Genomic DNA, 16,509 nt, shown 5'->3' on the forward strand with positions numbered 1-16,509 from the left:
GCCGTGCGCCCTTGACCCGGCGGCGCTTCATCTCCTGCATTCGCTGTGTGTCGTTCATCGAGGCCCCGTATCAGAACATTCGGGGCCCTTGGACAGCAAGATGCAGAAAAAGTGTCACTTATTTTCGTGATTCTCAATAATGGTTTTGGGTTGAGCTATGGGCTGCCGTAGCTCAACGCGGTGTTGTGTCCGCCGTTGATCGAGAAAGGGCACAGATCAGGACTGCAAGGAGATTATTTCGATGAAAGGAATAAGGCCGTGTCTGGGCATGATGCTTGGCTTGGCCGTTGCGCCTGCAATGGCCGATACCTGCTACAGCGCCGCTGCATCGAGCAATGTCGACGCTGGCGTCAGTCGCGCGGGAGTGTATTACACCACGCCTGCCGGAGTGCCCGTATACGTGCCGCTTTTTGGCACTTCACGTAATCTGGGAGGAGTCACTACGTCCGAGCCCTCCGCGCTCATGGATGCAGCGTATGTTCGGGGCAGCAATCGCGAGTTGTGGGAGGTTACCAATACTGGTGTCTGGACGTCGCTGAAAGGGGATATAACGTGGAATCCAGAAGCCGTTGCCCTACCGGACGCCACTGGCACTCGCAGGATGGTGTTCTATCGCGGTACCAATCGAGAGATCTGGTATGTGGAGAGAACAGGCGGTACGTGGGGACCACACACCAGCCTCGGTGGTGTTGCGACATCCAGTCCCGCGGCGGTTTCCTGGGGCAATGGACACGTCGCCGTATTCAAACGAGGCCAATCCAATGACATCTGGTACCGTGAGAGAATCGGGGGGGTCTGGAGCAGTTGGATCACGCCAGGCGGCTCCGTCAGTACCAGCGTCGATCCTGCGGTGGTTACTCATGGCACCGGCACGTACACGGTATTCGTGCGCAACGGCGGTGTCATTCTCATGAACAAATACAATGGAGTATGGTCAGGATGGGTGAGCCTCGGCGGCCCTCCTCCAGGCGCCATATCGGAGCCCGCGGCTGTCGCCATGGATGGCGCTTCTTACGCCGTATTCGTCCGCGGTAACACACAGGATGCTCCAGCCTGGAGGTACCGTGCCATCTTCAAGAATGTTTCGCTGGACGGTGGCGTCACATGGTCAGGTTGGCAAGCAATCATGGCGCAGTCGCACGAATCGACCAACAATCCGGAAGCGGTGGCGGACGGCGGCCGCTACATCGTGGCGGCTTCAGACATTACCAATGGCTATGGTTCGCTGAACTTCTGCATCGGGACGGTCCCTTGACCCGCATCTAGGGCTTGCCGAATCGGGCGACGTGAGTGTGTCTCGGCACTTCTCGCGTCGTCCTCGGGTTGTGTCTAGATCGTGGCGAAAACTTTGCGAGCCGCTGCGATGGTGGCGTCGATGTCGGCCGGCGTGTGCGCCGCTGAAATGAAGCCTGCTTCGAACGCCGAGGGCGCCAGGTAGACGCCTTCGTTCAGCATGCCGTGGAAGAAACGTTTGAAGCGGTCCACGTCGCACGCCATCACTTCCCGGAAATATCGCACTGGCGACTTGTCGGTGAAGAACAGGCCGAACATGCCGCACACGTGATTGGTCGACAGCGCGATGCCCGCGAGCTTGGCAGCGTGCTGCAATCCCTCCATGAGTTGCGTAGTGCGCGCTGCCAGTTGTTCGTAGAACTGTGGCTCGTCGAGCGCTTCGAGCGTGGTGAGTCCGGCGGCCATGGCGACGGGATTGCCCGAGAGCGTGCCCGCTTGATACACCGGACCTAGCGGCGCGATCTTTTCCATGATGTCGCGGCGTCCGCCGAACGCGCCGACTGGCATGCCGCCGCCGACGATTTTGCCGAGCGTGGTCAGGTCCGGACGGATGTCATATAGCGCCTGCGCGCCGCCGCGTGCCACGCGGAAGCCCGTCATCACTTCATCGAAGATCAGCACGCTGCCATGCTGATCGCACACCGAGCGCAATGTTTCCAGAAAGCCCGGCACCGGCGGCACGCAATTCATGTTGCCGGCGATCGGCTCGACGATGATGCAGGCGATCTCGTTGCCGCTGTCGCTGAACAGCTGTTGCACCTGCGCGATGTCGTTGTAGTTCAACGTGATGGTCTGCGCGGCGAATTCCTTCGGCACGCCGGGCGAGGTGGGCACGCCGAAGGTGAGCGCGCCCGAGCCCGCTTTCACCAGCAGCGAATCGGAGTGGCCGTGATAGCAGCCTTCGAACTTCACGATCTTGTCGCGGCCGGTGAAGCCGCGGGCCAGGCGGATCGCGCTCATGGTCGCTTCGGTGCCGGAGCTCACCATTCGGACCAGCTCGATCGACGGCATCATCTGGCAGATGCGCTGCGCGACCCGGGTCTCGATCTGCGTAGGCGCGCCGAAGGAGAGGCCGAGCGCGGCGCGCTCCTGCACGGCGCGGATCACCTCGGGATGCGCATGGCCGAGGATCATCGGGCCCCACGAACCGACGTAGTCGATGTAGCCGCGCTCGGTCTGATCGAACACGCGACAGCCGGCGGCGCGCTCGATGAAAACAGGCTCGCCGCCGACGCCGCGGAAAGCTCGGACGGGAGAATTTACGCCACCGGGAATGTAGCGGCTGGCATCGGCGAATAGAGACACGGAAGGCTCCGGTGAAATCGGCGGTGAGTTCGGCGGGGCGAAGTGTAAGCCATCCGCGCCGATGCATCGAACTCGCGCGCCGCCCGCCGGCCTCCCATCGCCGGTCTCACTTCCCTATAATCCGAGCCCTCGATTCACCCTCGACTCACTCGTTCTGGGCCAGCGCTGCGAAATGAAAGCCTACATGTGCGTGATCTGCGGTTACGTCTACGAAGAAGAAAAAGGCGATCCCGCATCCGGCATTGCAGCCGGCACGCGCTGGGAGGACGTGCCGCTGTCGTGGCGCTGCCCGGATTGTGGCGCGGGCAAGGAAGATTTCGAGATGGTCGAGGTCTGAGGGAAAGTGGCTGGCGGTTAGCGGTTAGCGGTTGCTGAGAAGCAAAGCCTCTGCACTAACCCCTAACCGCTAACCGCTTCTAATGCTGCACGATCTTGTGGCCTTTCGCCTGTAGCAACTCGATCAGGCTGTCCTTGCCCACCAGGTGCAGCGTTCCGACCACCACCAGATAGTCCTCGCGATCATCCAGTAGCGCCTCCACCTGGCCGAGCCAGCGGCGATTGCGGTCGGTGGTCAACGGCCGATACAGGTCCGGGTATTGCTCGAAGCCTTCCGCCAGCAGAGCCGCCAGCGCCTTGCTGTCGCCACGCCGCCAGGCGGACAGCAATTCGTCGATTTCCTCGGACATGCGCTCCGTGTCTTCGATGCTGTAGAGCAGGAATTCGCGCTGTTGCCGATCCGGCAGGCCGGCCAGCATCCCCAGTTGCTCGCGCAATGTTTCCAGGCCGTGAATCGGTTTCTGGTCCGCCATGGCCTGAGTGGTGAAGCGCTGCTCGATGCCTGACGTGGGCGCCAGGCCCATCTTCATCAGCTGCAGCTGCACCAGCGTCATCGCGGCGAACCAGGGTTGAAAGCGGTTGAGCAGCGCCGGATCGATGCCGACCTCCTGCGCGCGCTCGGACAGGCGGGCATATGTCGGCTTGCCGAGATGCTGCTCCAACGTTTCGCCGGCCGGCAGCAGGCCCAGCTCCAGGGTGATCTGCTGTGTCTCCACCGGATCGAGATCGTCCATGTCGATCTCCATCAGCAGCACCTCGGAGTCCTGGTAGGCGGCGTCGAGCGCGGCGGGCAATTGCTCGGATTCGCTGAGGAAGTGCACCGAGCCGAGCAGATACACGGTGTTGGTCTTGCCCTTGAGCGACCACAGGCTGTGCTGCTGCTGGCCGGCGGCGAAAGCGCCCGGCAGCGGGCCGAGCCATAGCGCACACAGCGCCACGAGTAGGTTCTTCATCGAGTCTTGGTTGTCCCTCTGGTCCTGTGGCCGGGAGGGTACCTCAGGCGACGCTGGTCTGCGCGTAGGTCTCGAGCCAGCACACTTCGGTGGCGATCGAGCCGTCCGGCATCAGTTCCAGGACGCGGTAGCCGGGCGGGCGGCTGTCGATGGCGAAATCGGCGCTGCCGGGTTCGAATTGCGCGCAGGTGGAGGGTGTGGCCATGAAGCGGACGCCGTACATGAAGCTATCGAGGGATTGGTGCACGTGGCCCCAGAGCACGCCGCGCACGTTCGAATGCTCACGCACGAGGCTCATGAATTCGTCGGCGTCGTACAGCCCGACCCGATCCAGCCACTGGCTGCGCATCGCGATCGGTTGGTGGTGCAGGCACACCAGCACGTGATGGTTGCGGTGAGTGCGCAGCACCTCGCGCAGATAGCTCAACTGCTCGGCGCCGATGCGGCCGCCGGCATCGTTGGCGACCCACGAGTCCAGCATGACCACCAGCCAGCGGCCGAATTCGGTATGGCCGCCGATCTTGAACGGCCCACCGCGCAGGCCGGCGCGCATGTGATCGGGAAGGTCGTGATTGCCCGCCAGGCACAGCACGGGCGAGCGCCATGCGCCGAACACCTGGCGCACCCAGCGATACCCCTCGGGGTCGTCTTGCACCAAATCGCCCGTCAGCAACACGCCGTCGGCGCGATGGGCCCGCCGCTGGGCGTCGGCGATTACGGCCTGCAGCGACGGCAAAGTCGCGACGCCGCGCAGCCGCCCGCTTGCTTCACCGAACAGGTGCAGATCGCTGAACTGAATGAGGCGGACCGATTGCATCGTGGCTCGAGTTTGTCGCGCTACATAATGGGGCAAAATAGCCACAATGATCGTAGCAATGGGGCAAGGCGGAAAAGGTGACCAGTGTCTAATCGCATGGGTCCAGGCACCGTGCGCGTCGAGATTTGCGCCTCGCCTCACACAAGTCGCGACCCTGCTGACTACTCGGAATCGGACTGGCCAGGCGCCGTTTCGTTCCCGCCACGCAGCTCATGCGCAGTCACCGTGCATTGCGCCGTGACAGTCCGCGAGACACCGACCCGCCGCGATCTGCATTGCCCGGCCTCGCCCCATAGTCCAAAATGCGCGGCCTTCCGCCACGCTCATTCCTCGTGTTTGGGCCGGCCTTTTCACGCACTTCTCGAGATACTTCCTGATGCAGACATCCCCCCGCCGGCAGTTAGCCAACGCCATCCGCGCCCTGGCGATGGATGCCGTGCAAAAGGCCAACTCCGGCCACCCCGGCATGCCCATGGGCATGGCCGATATCGCCGAAGTCTTGTGGAACGATCACCTCAAGCACAATCCCGGTAATCCACTGTGGCCGGATCGCGACCGTTTCGTGGTGTCCAACGGCCACGGCTCGATGCTGTTGTACTCGCTGCTGCACCTGACGGGCTATCCGCTGACCCTGGAAGATTTGCAGAACTTCCGGCAGCTGGGCGCGCATACCGCCGGCCATCCGGAGCATGACCCGCACCTGGGCATCGAGACCACCACTGGCCCGCTGGGCCAGGGACTGGCGAATGCCGTGGGCATGGCGCTGGCGGAAAAGCACCTGGCCAGCACCTTCAACCGTCCCGGCCACGACATCGTCGACCATCGCACCTGGGTGTTCCTCGGCGACGGCTGCCTCATGGAAGGCGTGTCGCACGAAGCCTGCTCGCTGGCCGGCACGCTCAAGCTCGGCAAGCTGATCGCGTTCTACGACGACAACGGCATTTCCATCGACGGCGAAGTGCACGGCTGGTTCACCGATGACACGCCGAAGCGCTTCGAGGCTTACGGCTGGCACGTGGTGCCGAATGTCGACGGCCACGATCCGGCCGCCATCGAGGCCGCCATCGCGGCCGCGACCGCCCAGACCGACAAGCCCAGCCTGATCTGTTGCAAGACCATCATCGGCTGGGGTTCGCCCAACAAGCAGGGCACCGAGGCCACTCACGGCGCAGCGCTAGGCGCTGATGAGGTGGCTGCCACTCGCAAGAATCTGGGCTGGAATTACGAGCCATTCGTCATCCCTCAGGAAATCCGCTCGGGGTGGGACGCGAAAGCCAAGGGCGCCAAGCGCGAAGCCGAGTGGCAGGAACGTTTCAACGCCTACAAGGGCAAGTTCCCCGAGCTGGCGGCCGAGTACGAGCGCCGGCAGAAGGGGGAGTTGCCGAAGGCGTGGCGCGATGTGGTCGCCAAGTACGTCGGCGACGTGGCGAAGGAGAGCAAGCCGCTCGCCACTCGCCAGTCCTCGCAGGCTTCGTTGAACGCCTATGGCCCGAGCCTGCCCGAGCTGTTGGGCGGTTCCGCCGACCTGACCGGCTCGAACAACACCAACCGCAAGGACTCGCGTTCCATCACTGGTGCGGACGCTTCCGGTGACTACGTTCATTACGGCGTGCGCGAGTTCGGCATGTCCGCGATCATGAATGGCGTGGCTCTGCACGGCGGCCTGATCCCTTACGGCGGCACCTTCCTGGTGTTCTCCGATTACGCGCGCAATGCGATGCGCATGTCGGCGTTGATGAAGCAGCGGGTCATCTACGTCATGACCCACGACTCCATCGGCCTGGGCGAAGACGGCCCGACGCACCAGCCGGTGGAACATCTGCCGAGCCTGCGCATCATTCCGAACATGACGGTCTGGCGGCCGTGCGACAGCGCCGAAACCGCCGTGGCCTGGGCCGAAGCCATCGAGCATCGCACCGGACCGACGACCCTGGCGCTCACGCGCCAGGCATTGCCTCCTCAGCCGCGCAGCGAACAGCAGATCGCCGACATTCGTCGCGGCGGGTACGTGCTGAAGGATTGCGAAGGCACGCCCGAGGTGATTCTGATCGCGACCGGCTCGGAAGTGGCGATTGCGGTCGAGGCGGCCGGGCTGCTGCAACAGAGCGGCAAGCGCGCGCGCGTCGTGTCCATGCCGAGCACCAACGTGTTCGAGGCGCAGGACGAGTCGTATCGCGAGAAGGTGCTGCCACGTGCCGTGGAGGTGCGGGTGGCCATCGAAGCGGCCGCGACGGAAACGTGGTATCGCTACGTCGGCCCGCGTGGCGCCATCATCGGCATGACCACGTTCGGCGCGTCCGGCGTGGCCAAGGATTTGTTCAAGCACTTCGGCTTCACCGCGGACAATGTCGTTCGCACGGTGCAGAAGCTGCTGCAGTGATTCCAACGAGGTAACGCGAATGCCCATCAAAGTCGGTATCAATGGCTACGGTCGCATCGGCCGCAACATCCTGCGCGCGCTGTACGAGGCGAACCGTCAGAAAGACATCCAGATCGTCGCGATCAACGACCTCGGCGATGCGCAGACCAACGCGCACCTGACCCGCTACGACACGGTGCACGGCAAGTTCAACGGCGAAGTGAAAGTCGACGGCGACTCGATGGTCGTCAACGGCGATCGCATCAAGGTGCTGGCCGAGCGCGACCCGGCCAAGCTGCCGTGGGGCCAGCTGGGCGTGGACTTCGTGTTCGAATGCACCGGTCTGTTTACCAGCAAGGCCAAGGCCGGCGCGCACCTGCAGGGTGGCGCGAAGAAGGTCGTGATTTCCGCGCCGGGCGACAAGGACGTGGATGCCACCGTCGTGTACGGCGTGAATCACGACACGCTGAAGTCCAGCTACACGGTCATCTCCAACGCATCGTGCACCACGAACTGCCTGGCGCCGGTCGCCAAGGTGCTCCACGACAACATCGGCATCGTGTCCGGCGTGATGACCACTATTCACTCGTACACCAACGATCAGGTGCTGACCGACGTGTTCCACAAGGACCTGCGCCGTGCGCGCTCGGCCACGCAGTCGATGATCCCGACCAAGACCGGCGCCGCTGCGGCTGTCGGCCTGGTGCTGCCGGAATTGAACGGCAAGCTCGACGGCTTCGCGGTGCGCGTGCCGACGATCAACGTGTCGCTGGTCGACCTGAGCCTCGTCGCCAAGCGCGCGACCAGCATCGAAGAGATCAACAAGCTGATGAAGGACGCGGCGAACGGCGCGCTCAAGGGCGTGCTCGCGTACAGCGATGGCCCGCTGGTGTCGATCGACTTCAACCACGATCCGGCTTCCTCTACCTACGACGCCACCATGACCAAGGTCATCGAAGGGACCCTGGTGAAGGTGTGCTCGTGGTACGACAACGAGTGGGGCTTCTCCAACCGCATGCTGGACACCACGATCGCCTGGTCGAAGGCGGGCTGACCATGGCCGTCTTGCGGATGGTCGATCTAGACCTGCGCGACAAGCGCGTGCTGATCCGCGAGGATCTGAACGTGCCGGTGCAGGGCGGTGTAGTGACCAGCGACGCGCGTATCCGCGCGTCGCTGCCGACGATTCAACACGCCAAGAACGCCGGCGCGCGCGTGCTCGTGATGTCGCACCTGGGGCGGCCGGAAGAAGGCGTGTACGACGAGGAGTTCTCGCTCGCGCCGGTGGCGCAGCGGCTCTCGGAGCTGCTGGGCTACAAAGTGCGTTTCGAAAAGAACTGGCTGGACGGCGTGGAATGCGCGCCGGGCGAAGTCGTGCTGCTCGAGAACGTGCGCTTCAACAAGGGCGAGAAGAAGGACAATGAAGAGCTGGCCAGGAAGATGGCCGCGCTGTGTGACATCTATGTGATGGACGCGTTCGGCACGGCGCATCGCGCCGAGGCCAGCACGCACGGCGTGGCGAAGTTCGCCAAGGTGGCTTGTGCGGGACCGTTGCTGATGAACGAGCTGGTGGCGCTGGAAACCGCGCTGGAAAAACCCAAGCGGCCGTTGATCGCCATCGTCGCCGGCTCCAAGGTGTCGACCAAGCTCACGGTGCTGGAGAGCCTGCTGTCCAAGGTCGACACGTTGATCGTCGGCGGCGGCATCGCCAACACCTTCATCGCGGCGCAGGGGCTGCCGGTGGGCAAGTCGCTGCACGAGCCGGACATGATCGACATCGCCAAGGGCTTGTTGAAGCGCTCGGCCGAGTTGAAAGTGGAGATTCCGCTGCCCACCGACGTAGTGGTCGCCACGGAGTTCTCCGCCAATGCCGAGGCGGACGTGAAGCCGGTGAGCCAGGTGCAGCCCGACGAGATGATCCTGGACATCGGCCCGGACACCGCTGAGAAATTTGCACGCACCTTCGCCAGCGCCGGCACCATCGTCTGGAACGGCCCGGTGGGTGTGTTCGAGTTCGACCAGTTCGGTGAAGGCACGCGCACGCTGGCGCAGGCCATCGCCAAATCGTCCGCGTTCTCCATCGCCGGCGGCGGCGATACTCTAGCCGCCATCGAGAAATATCGTGTAGAAGACGACATTTCCTATATCTCCACCGGAGGTGGCGCCTTCCTGGAATTCCTGGAAGGCAAGAAGCTGCCGGCGGTTGCGGTATTGGAAGAGCGCAGTCGTAGCTGACACGAGGTTCTCAATGCTCCGTCGCACCAAGATCCTGACCACCCTAGGGCCGGCCACCGACAACCCCAAGGTGCTTGGTGAGATGATTCGGGCCGGCGCCGACGTCGTGCGAGTGAACTTCTCGCACGGCGAGCCGGCCGCGCACGCGAAGCGCGTGCAGATGGTGCGGGAGGTCGCGGAGCAGGTGGGCAAATGGGTTGCCGTGCTCGGCGACCTGCAGGGCCCGAAGATCCGCATCGAGCGCTTCGTCGAAGGCAAGGTGTTTCTGACCGAGGGCGAGCCGTTCGTCCTCGACGTGTCGCTCGACACCAATGCGGGCACGGTCAAGTCGGTGGGTGTGGCCTACAAGAATCTTCCCAAGGATGTTCGCCGCGGCGATACGCTGCTGCTGAACGATGGCCTGATCGTCCTGGAAGTCACCGATGTCGACGGTCCTCGCATCACCACGAAGGTTGTGGTCGGCGGCGAGCTGTCCGATAACAAGGGCATCAACAAGCAAGGCGGTGGTCTGTCGGCCGGCGCGCTGACCGAGAAAGATCGCGAGGACATCAAGCTCGCGGCGCAGTTGCGCGTGGATTACCTCGCCGTTTCTTTTGCTCGCGACGGGCACGACATGGAAGAGGCCCGGCAGCTGCTGCGTATGGAAGGCGGCCACGGTTATCTGGTCGCGAAGATCGAGCGCAGCGAGGCGTTGGTGAACCTCGATCGCATCATTCAAGCCAGCGACGCAGTGATGGTCGCGCGTGGCGACCTCGGTGTCGAAGTCGGCTACGCCGAATTGACCGGCCTGCAGAAGCACATCATCGCCGCGTGCCGTAAGCGCAATCGCGTCGTGATCACGGCCACCCAGATGATGGAGTCCATGATCCACAACCCGGTGCCGACGCGGGCCGAAGTGTCTGACATCGCGAACGCCGTGATGGACGGCACCGATGCCGTGATGCTCTCGGGCGAAAGCGCGGTCGGCAAGTATCCGGTGAAAGCGGTCGCCACCATGGCTCAGGTGATTCTCGGCGCCGAGAAGTACGAGTCTTCGCACACGCCGATCCGCACCCGCAGCGAGCACGGCATCTTCGAGAAGACCGATGAAGCCATCGCCATGGCGGTGATGTACACGGCCAATCACCTGAAGGTGAAGGCCATCGTGGCGTTGACCGAATCGGGCTCGACGCCGCTGTGGATGTCGCGTATTCGCGCCGACATTCCGATTTATGCATTCACGCGTCACGAAGAGACGCGGCGCCGTGTCATGCTCTATCGCGGCGTGTATCCGGTGACGTTCGATATCACGCACACCAACGCACAACTGCTGTATGCGGACATCTTCAAGCTCATGCTCCAGCAGGGCATGGTGGAGGCGGGCGATCGCATCATTCTCACCAAGGGTGAGCTGTCGGGTGTGTCTGGTAAGACCAATGCCATGAAAATTCTAGAGGTACGGGTTTAAACAACCGTCGCCCCCATGCGCCTGCTTCGGCCGCTGCGTAATGTTGCGCTTGCCGTCCTGATCGTTCTCGCCGGTGTCTGGCTCGCCGGCTATCTGGCGTTGCGCGCCAGCTTGCCGCGGCTCGACGGCAATATCACGGGAGCGCAAATCACGGCACGGGCCGCCATCGAACGCGATGCAGAGGGCACTCCTGTCATTCGTGCGCGCACCCGCGCCGATCTCGCGTTTGCCACCGGCCTCGCTCATGCGCAGGACCGATATTTCCAGATGGACCTCATGCGTCGCGCGGCCGCCGGTGAAATGGCTGCACTGCTCGGTGCCGGCGTGCTGGAGGCGGATCGCAAGCTGCGCGTTCATGGATTTCGCCGGGTTGCTCGAGAAGTCATTGCCGCAGCGTCGGCGGATGATCGCGCGTTGCTGGACGCGTATGCCGCCGGCGTGAATTTCGCTTTGTCGGAAGCGGGCACCAAGCCTTGGGAATATCTGTTGTTGCGCGCCAAGCCCGCTGCCTGGCAGGTGGAAGATTCGGTGCTGGTCGCGTTCTCAATGTATCTGAATCTCAACGATTCGAGCGGCAGCGAAGAGCTGGCACGCCTGCAACTTCACGATGCGCTGCCGCTCGCCATGTTCGCTTTCCTCTCGCCGTTGGGAACGGAATGGGATGCGCCCATTGCCGGCGGCACCATCCGCTCCGCGTCGATTCCTGGACCGGACGTATTCGATCTGCGCAACGGCGCGGCGCGAGCGGCTGCTTTGGCGGCACCGCCCGTCAACGGCACGATGGAGGAGAAAACCTATGTCGGCAGCAACAGCTGGGCAGTCGCCGGCTCGCGCACCGTCGACAAGGGCGCGCTGCTCGCGAATGACATGCACCTCGGCTTGCGATTGCCTCATGTCTGGTATCGCGCGCGCATGATCGTCGAGGCTGAAGGCGCCGCGCGGCGGGATCTCGTCGGTGTAACGCTGCCGGGATTGCCGGTGTTGATCGTTGGCAGCAATGGCCAGGTGGCTTGGGGTTTCACCAACAGCTTCGGCGATTGGACCGATCTGGTGATCGTCGAGCCCGATCCACAAGATCCCTCGCGCTATCTCACACCCGAAGGCTCGGAGCCTTTCGAGGTGCGCGAGGAAGTGCTGAAGGTCAAGGACGGTCCTGACCAGACGCTTATGGTGAAGAGCACGCGCTGGGGGCCGATCGTGCTCGCCGATCCGAAACGCCCGCTTGCGCTCGCTTGGACCGCGCATCATGCGCAGGCCACCAACTTCCGCATGCTCGATCTGGAAACCGCCAACACCGTGGAAGCTGCTCTGCTTGCGGCCAATCGTTCCGGCGTGCCGGTGCAGAATTTCCTTGCGGTGGATGCCAGCGGTCGCATCGGCTGGTCGTTGATGGGCCAGGTGCCGGTGCGAGGCAAGTACGATTCCACGCTGCCTTATATGTGGAACGCACCCGGCGTGGGCTGGAGCGGTTGGCGCAAACCCGAGGAGTATCCTCGTATCGTCGATCCTCCCGGCGGTCGTTTGTGGACCGCGAATGCGCGTACGATCGATGTCGAATCGTGGCTGTCGTTCATGGGCGATGGTATGTACGACAACGGCGCACGTGCCGCGCAGATTCGAGACGACCTGCTCGCGGTAGATGTCGCGAATGCCCGGGACATGGTCAACATCCAGCTGGACGATCGCGCTTTGTTCCTGATTCGCTGGCGGGACTATCTGCTCGAGCTGCTCGATGAGGACGCGTTGCAAGGGCGACCACTGCGTGCGGAAGCGAGGAAATATCTCGAAGAATGGTCGGGCCGGGCCACGGCGGAAGACGTCGGCTACCGGCTGGTGCGCGCGATGCGACTGCAGATTCGCAGCGATGTATTCGCGACGCTGACCGCGGCGGCTCGCCTCAAATATCCGGACACCAAGTTCTCGCCATCGGCGCAGTTCGAAGGCCCGCTGTGGCAACTCGTTACCCGGCAGCCGGCACACATGCTCGATCCTCGATATGCGAGCTGGGAAGAGGCGTTGCTGGCGTCGGTCGACGCATCTCTTCAGTCGTTGATCAGCGAGTGCGGCACGCTCAGTCAGTGCACCTGGGGAGCGCAGAACACGCTGTCCATGCGTCATCCGCTGTCGCAGGCCGTACCGCTCATCGGGCGCTGGCTCGATATGCCGGCGCAGCCGCTGTCGGGCGATTCGTTCATGCCGCGCGTGCAGGGGCCTTCATTCGGTGCATCTCAGCGCATGGTGGTGTCGCCGGGGCGTGAAGCCGAAGGCTATTTCCAGATGCCCGGTGGGCCGGTCGACCATCCGCTGTCGCCGTTCTACGGAGCAGGCCACGAGGCCTGGGTGCACGGCGAGCCGCGTCCGCTGCTGCCTGGCGAGCCGCGACATGCCCTTGAACTGCTGCCGAAGTGACTAATAGATAGTGACTAATGAATGGTCAGCAGGGCCCCGAGCGGCATCGGGGACGATGCATGGTATGGTTGGGCTTTCCGACTATTCATTGGTCACTAGTGGTTGTTCACTTCGAGGTTCTATGTCCTCCCGTTTCGCCGGCACCGATAACTACGTCGCTACCGAAGATTTGATGATGGCCGTCAACGCGGCCGTGGTGTTGGGCCGGCCGCTGCTGGTCAAGGGCGAGCCGGGCACCGGCAAGACGCAGCTGGCGGAAGAAGTGGCGCGCTCGCTGCAGCGGCCGCTGTATCGCTGGCACATCAAGTCGACCACCAAGGCCCAGCAGGGGTTGTATGAATACGATGCGGTGTCTCGCCTCCGCGATTCGCAACTCGGCGAGGCGAAGGTGCACGACATCGGCAACTACATCGTGAAGGGCCGTCTGTGGGAGGCGTTCGAAAGCGACGTGCAGCCGGTGCTGCTGGTCGACGAAATCGACAAGGCCGACATCGAATTCCCGAATGATCTGCTGCACGAGCTGGATCGCATGGAGTTCTACGTGTACGAAACGCGCCAGTGGATCAAGGCGCGGCATCGGCCCATCATCATCATCACCAGCAACAACGAAAAGGAACTGCCGGATGCGTTCCTGCGGCGTTGTTTCTTTCATTACATCCGTTTTCCGGATGCCGCGACCATGGAGCGCATCGTCGGCGTGCACTATCCGACATTGAAGAAAGAACTGTTGTCGGAGGCGCTCACGGCGTTCTTCAAGGTGCGTGAAATGCCGGGGCTGAAGAAGAAGCCATCGACCTCCGAGTTGCTGGACTGGATCAAGCTGCTGGTCGCGGAGGACATTCCGCCCGAAGCGCTGCGCAGCGACGACCCGAAGAAATCCATTCCGCCGCTGTACGGCGCGCTGCTGAAGAACGAGCAGGATGTGCATTTGTTCGAGCAGCTGGTGTTTCTGAACCGTCGCGTACGTTGAGCGGCGGTCATGCTCGTTCCGTTCTTTTTCAAGCTGCGCGAGAGCGGGGTGCCGGTGTCCACCACCGAGTTCCTGTCGCTGCTGCAGGCATTGCAGGCGCGGGTCGCGAGCGCCAGCGCGGAAGATTTCTATTACTTGTCGCGCGCCTGCCTGGTGAAGGACGAACGCCACTTCGATCGCTTCGACCGCGCGTTCGCGGCGTACTTCAAGGGCGCCGAGGATTCGTTCGATACCCTGATGAAGAACATTCCCGAGGAATGGCTCAAGCGCATGGGCGAGCGCGTCTTGTCCGAGGAGGAGAAAGCGCAGATCAAGGCGCTTGGCGGCTGGGACAAGCTCATCGAGACTTTGAAGAGGCGGCTGGCTGAGCAGAAGGAACGGCACCAGGGCGGCAACAAGTGGATCGGCACGGGCGGCACGTCGCCCTTCGGCGCGTATGGCTACAACCCGGAAGGCATCCGCATCGGCCAGGATGAGTCGCGCAACAAGAGCGCGGTCAAGGTTTGGGACCAGCGCGAGTTCAAGAACCTCGACGACACTGTCGAGATCGGCACGCGCAACATCAAGATCGCCTTACGCAAGCTGCGCAAATTCGCGCGTGAAGGCGCGGCCGAGCATCTCGATCTCGATGACACCATCACTTCGACGGCGCGCAACGCTGGACTACTGGACCTCAAGTTCGTGCCTGAGCGGCACAACGCTATCAAGGTGCTGCTGTTCCTCGACGTTGGCGGCTCGATGGATTACCACGTGCGCGTCTGCGAGGAGCTGTTCTCCGCGGCCCGTTCGGAGTTCAAGCACCTCGAATACTTCTATTTCCACAACTTCGTCTACGAGAGCCTGTGGAAAGACAACCGCCGCCGCCACGCCGAAAAGATCTCCACCCTGGAAGTGATGCGCACTTATGGGCATGACTACAAACTCATCGTCGTCGGCGATGCCACCATGAGCCCCTACGAAATCATTCAACCCGGCGGCAGCATCGAACACTGGAACGAAGAAGCCGGGGCCGTCTGGATGCAGCGCCTCACCCGCACCTGGCCCCACCACGTCTGGTTGAACCCCGAGCCGGAACAGCGCTGGGATTACACTCCTTCAGTGCAGGTGACTCGCGAGTTGATCGAGAACCGGATGTTTCCTCTGACGTTGGGCGGGTTGGAGCAGGCGATCAAGGCGTTGCACTGAATTCAGCAAAATCCTGATTCGCGTTGCATTCGTTGACCCTGGAACGACTCCGCCTTAGGCTCAATGGTGCTTAGTTGACCGTCTTTGTCGCGGCGGTTCGCGGATGGCGGATAGCGGATAGCGGATAGCGGATAGCGGATAGCGGTTGGCCAGAAATGAGCTAAATCCTGGCCTCCGTTCTGCCCTAACCGCTAACCGCCAACCACTGGAGGGCGCTAACTAAGTGCCATTGGCCTTAGGCTCGCTGCCCTAGCACGCAACGTGCTCTAACTCTGCGCTCAAGGACGGTCCAGCACGGTATCTCTTGCGCCGGCTGCTACAAAGGAATGTTGTGTATGAAGATACTCGGCTGGCTCTTGCCGATCGTTGCGCTCATCGGATTCGAAGCGATGGGCGCGGAGGACACCTGTCAGGAGGATGGAGGGCCGGCGTTTCACCGATGTGCATGGCGTCGGCAAGAATACGTCCATGAGCCAGCCTCGTACCTCTGGATGTGAAGGCGGCTCGGCAGCGGCGACGAGCTACGATGTCAATGGCAACGTGGCAAGTCGCACCGACTTCAGAGGTAACAAGACATGCTACACGCACGACCTCAGTCGCAATCTCGAAATTGTGCGTCTCGAAGGTCTCGCCTCGACGCTGACCTGTCCGGCCGACCTTTCGACATACACGCCCGCACCAGGCACACGTGAGCGCAAGATTGCTACACAGTGGCATCCCAACTTCCGTTTGCCGACGCAGATTGACGAGCCCGGCAAGCGCACAACCTTCACGCACGATGCCAACGGCAACGTGCTGAGCCGCACGGAGCTGGATACTTCCACCAATGCTTCCCGCACCTGGACCTACACCTACAACAACTACGGCAAGGTGCTCACCGCCGATGGTCCGCGCACGGATGTCTCGGACGTTACGACCTACACGTATTACAACTGCACTACTGGATTTCAATGTGGCCAGGTGCAGACGATCACCAACGCCGCCGGCCACGTCACAACCTACAACAGCTACAACGCCCACGGTCAGCCGCTCACCATGACGGATCCGAATGGCGTCGTAACGTAAGCGGTAAGCCTGCGACGTCTTCCCTAGCTGCGATCCTTATGATGTGGCGTCAGGATCTGTGAAGCCGTCCCAAAGCGTGTTCTGCCACCCGGTGATGACGCCATTGTCGTGACACACGGGACAATGCCAGTAGAT

General features: G+C 62.5%; 13 protein-coding genes. 10 read left to right on the forward strand and 3 right to left on the reverse strand.

What is annotated here, in order from left to right; genetic code table 11:
* Positions 1–241 precede the first annotated feature (241 nt).
* A complete protein-coding gene (locus VGE08_RS11535) occupies positions 242–1,255 on the forward strand; it encodes a hypothetical protein (RefSeq protein ID WP_331068034.1) in 1,014 nt (337 codons plus the stop codon).
* A gap of 74 nt (positions 1,256–1,329) precedes the next feature.
* Here the strand turns inward: VGE08_RS11535 and hemL are convergent, their stop codons facing one another.
* Positions 1,330–2,598, reverse strand: coding sequence for a glutamate-1-semialdehyde 2,1-aminomutase (hemL, locus tag VGE08_RS11540; protein WP_331068035.1), 1,269 nt, complete (start codon positions 2,596–2,598; stop codon positions 1,330–1,332).
* A 172-nt stretch (positions 2,599–2,770) separates the two neighbouring features.
* Here hemL and VGE08_RS11545 point away from each other — a divergent pair, with 172 nt between their 5' ends.
* The gene (locus VGE08_RS11545; RefSeq protein WP_331068036.1) at positions 2,771–2,935 is read left to right on the forward strand and encodes a rubredoxin; all 165 of its coding nucleotides are present in this window, start codon (positions 2,771–2,773) and stop codon (positions 2,933–2,935) included.
* A gap of 79 nt (positions 2,936–3,014) precedes the next feature.
* Here the strand turns inward: VGE08_RS11545 and VGE08_RS11550 are convergent, their stop codons facing one another.
* On the reverse strand, positions 3,015–3,887 hold the full coding sequence (locus tag VGE08_RS11550) for a TraB/GumN family protein (RefSeq protein ID WP_331068037.1): 873 nt from the start codon (positions 3,885–3,887) through the stop codon (positions 3,015–3,017).
* Positions 3,888–3,930: 43 nt separating this feature from the next.
* Complete coding sequence (locus VGE08_RS11555; RefSeq protein ID WP_331068038.1) at positions 3,931–4,704, reverse strand: metallophosphoesterase; 774 nt, start codon at positions 4,702–4,704, stop codon at positions 3,931–3,933.
* Between the two features lie 376 nt (positions 4,705–5,080).
* On the opposite strand from VGE08_RS11555, the gene tkt reads away from it, so the two are divergent.
* The 8 genes from tkt (at position 5,081) to VGE08_RS11595 (ending at position 16,374) form a co-directional block, all read left to right on the forward strand.
* Complete coding sequence (gene tkt, locus VGE08_RS11560) at positions 5,081–7,084, forward strand: transketolase (protein ID WP_331068039.1); 2,004 nt, start codon at positions 5,081–5,083, stop codon at positions 7,082–7,084.
* 19 nt (positions 7,085–7,103) lie between these two features.
* A complete protein-coding gene (gap, locus tag VGE08_RS11565; RefSeq protein WP_331068040.1) occupies positions 7,104–8,117 on the forward strand; it encodes a type I glyceraldehyde-3-phosphate dehydrogenase in 1,014 nt (337 codons plus the stop codon).
* 2 nt (positions 8,118–8,119) lie between these two features.
* A complete protein-coding gene (locus VGE08_RS11570) occupies positions 8,120–9,298 on the forward strand; it encodes a phosphoglycerate kinase (protein ID WP_331068041.1) in 1,179 nt (392 codons plus the stop codon).
* Between the two features lie 13 nt (positions 9,299–9,311).
* Entirely contained in the window at positions 9,312–10,745 is a 1,434-nt protein-coding gene (pyk, locus tag VGE08_RS11575; RefSeq protein WP_331068042.1) for a pyruvate kinase, read from the forward strand.
* Positions 10,746–10,760: 15 nt separating this feature from the next.
* Positions 10,761–13,154, forward strand: a complete 2,394-nt coding sequence (locus tag VGE08_RS11580; protein WP_331068043.1) for a penicillin acylase family protein — start codon at positions 10,761–10,763, stop codon at positions 13,152–13,154.
* Between the two features lie 121 nt (positions 13,155–13,275).
* Positions 13,276–14,124, forward strand: a complete 849-nt coding sequence (locus tag VGE08_RS11585) for a MoxR family ATPase (RefSeq protein WP_331068044.1) — start codon at positions 13,276–13,278, stop codon at positions 14,122–14,124.
* A gap of 9 nt (positions 14,125–14,133) precedes the next feature.
* The gene (locus VGE08_RS11590) at positions 14,134–15,309 is read left to right on the forward strand and encodes a VWA domain-containing protein (RefSeq protein WP_331068045.1); all 1,176 of its coding nucleotides are present in this window, start codon (positions 14,134–14,136) and stop codon (positions 15,307–15,309) included.
* 468 nt (positions 15,310–15,777) lie between these two features.
* Positions 15,778–16,374 (forward strand): hypothetical protein, encoded by a 597-nt coding sequence (locus VGE08_RS11595; protein ID WP_331068046.1) that lies wholly within the window; start codon positions 15,778–15,780, stop codon positions 16,372–16,374.
* Positions 16,375–16,509: the final 135 nt, after the last annotated feature.

The organism is Steroidobacter sp. (assembly GCF_036406195.1).
GTDB lineage: Bacteria > Pseudomonadota > Gammaproteobacteria > Steroidobacterales > Steroidobacteraceae > Steroidobacter.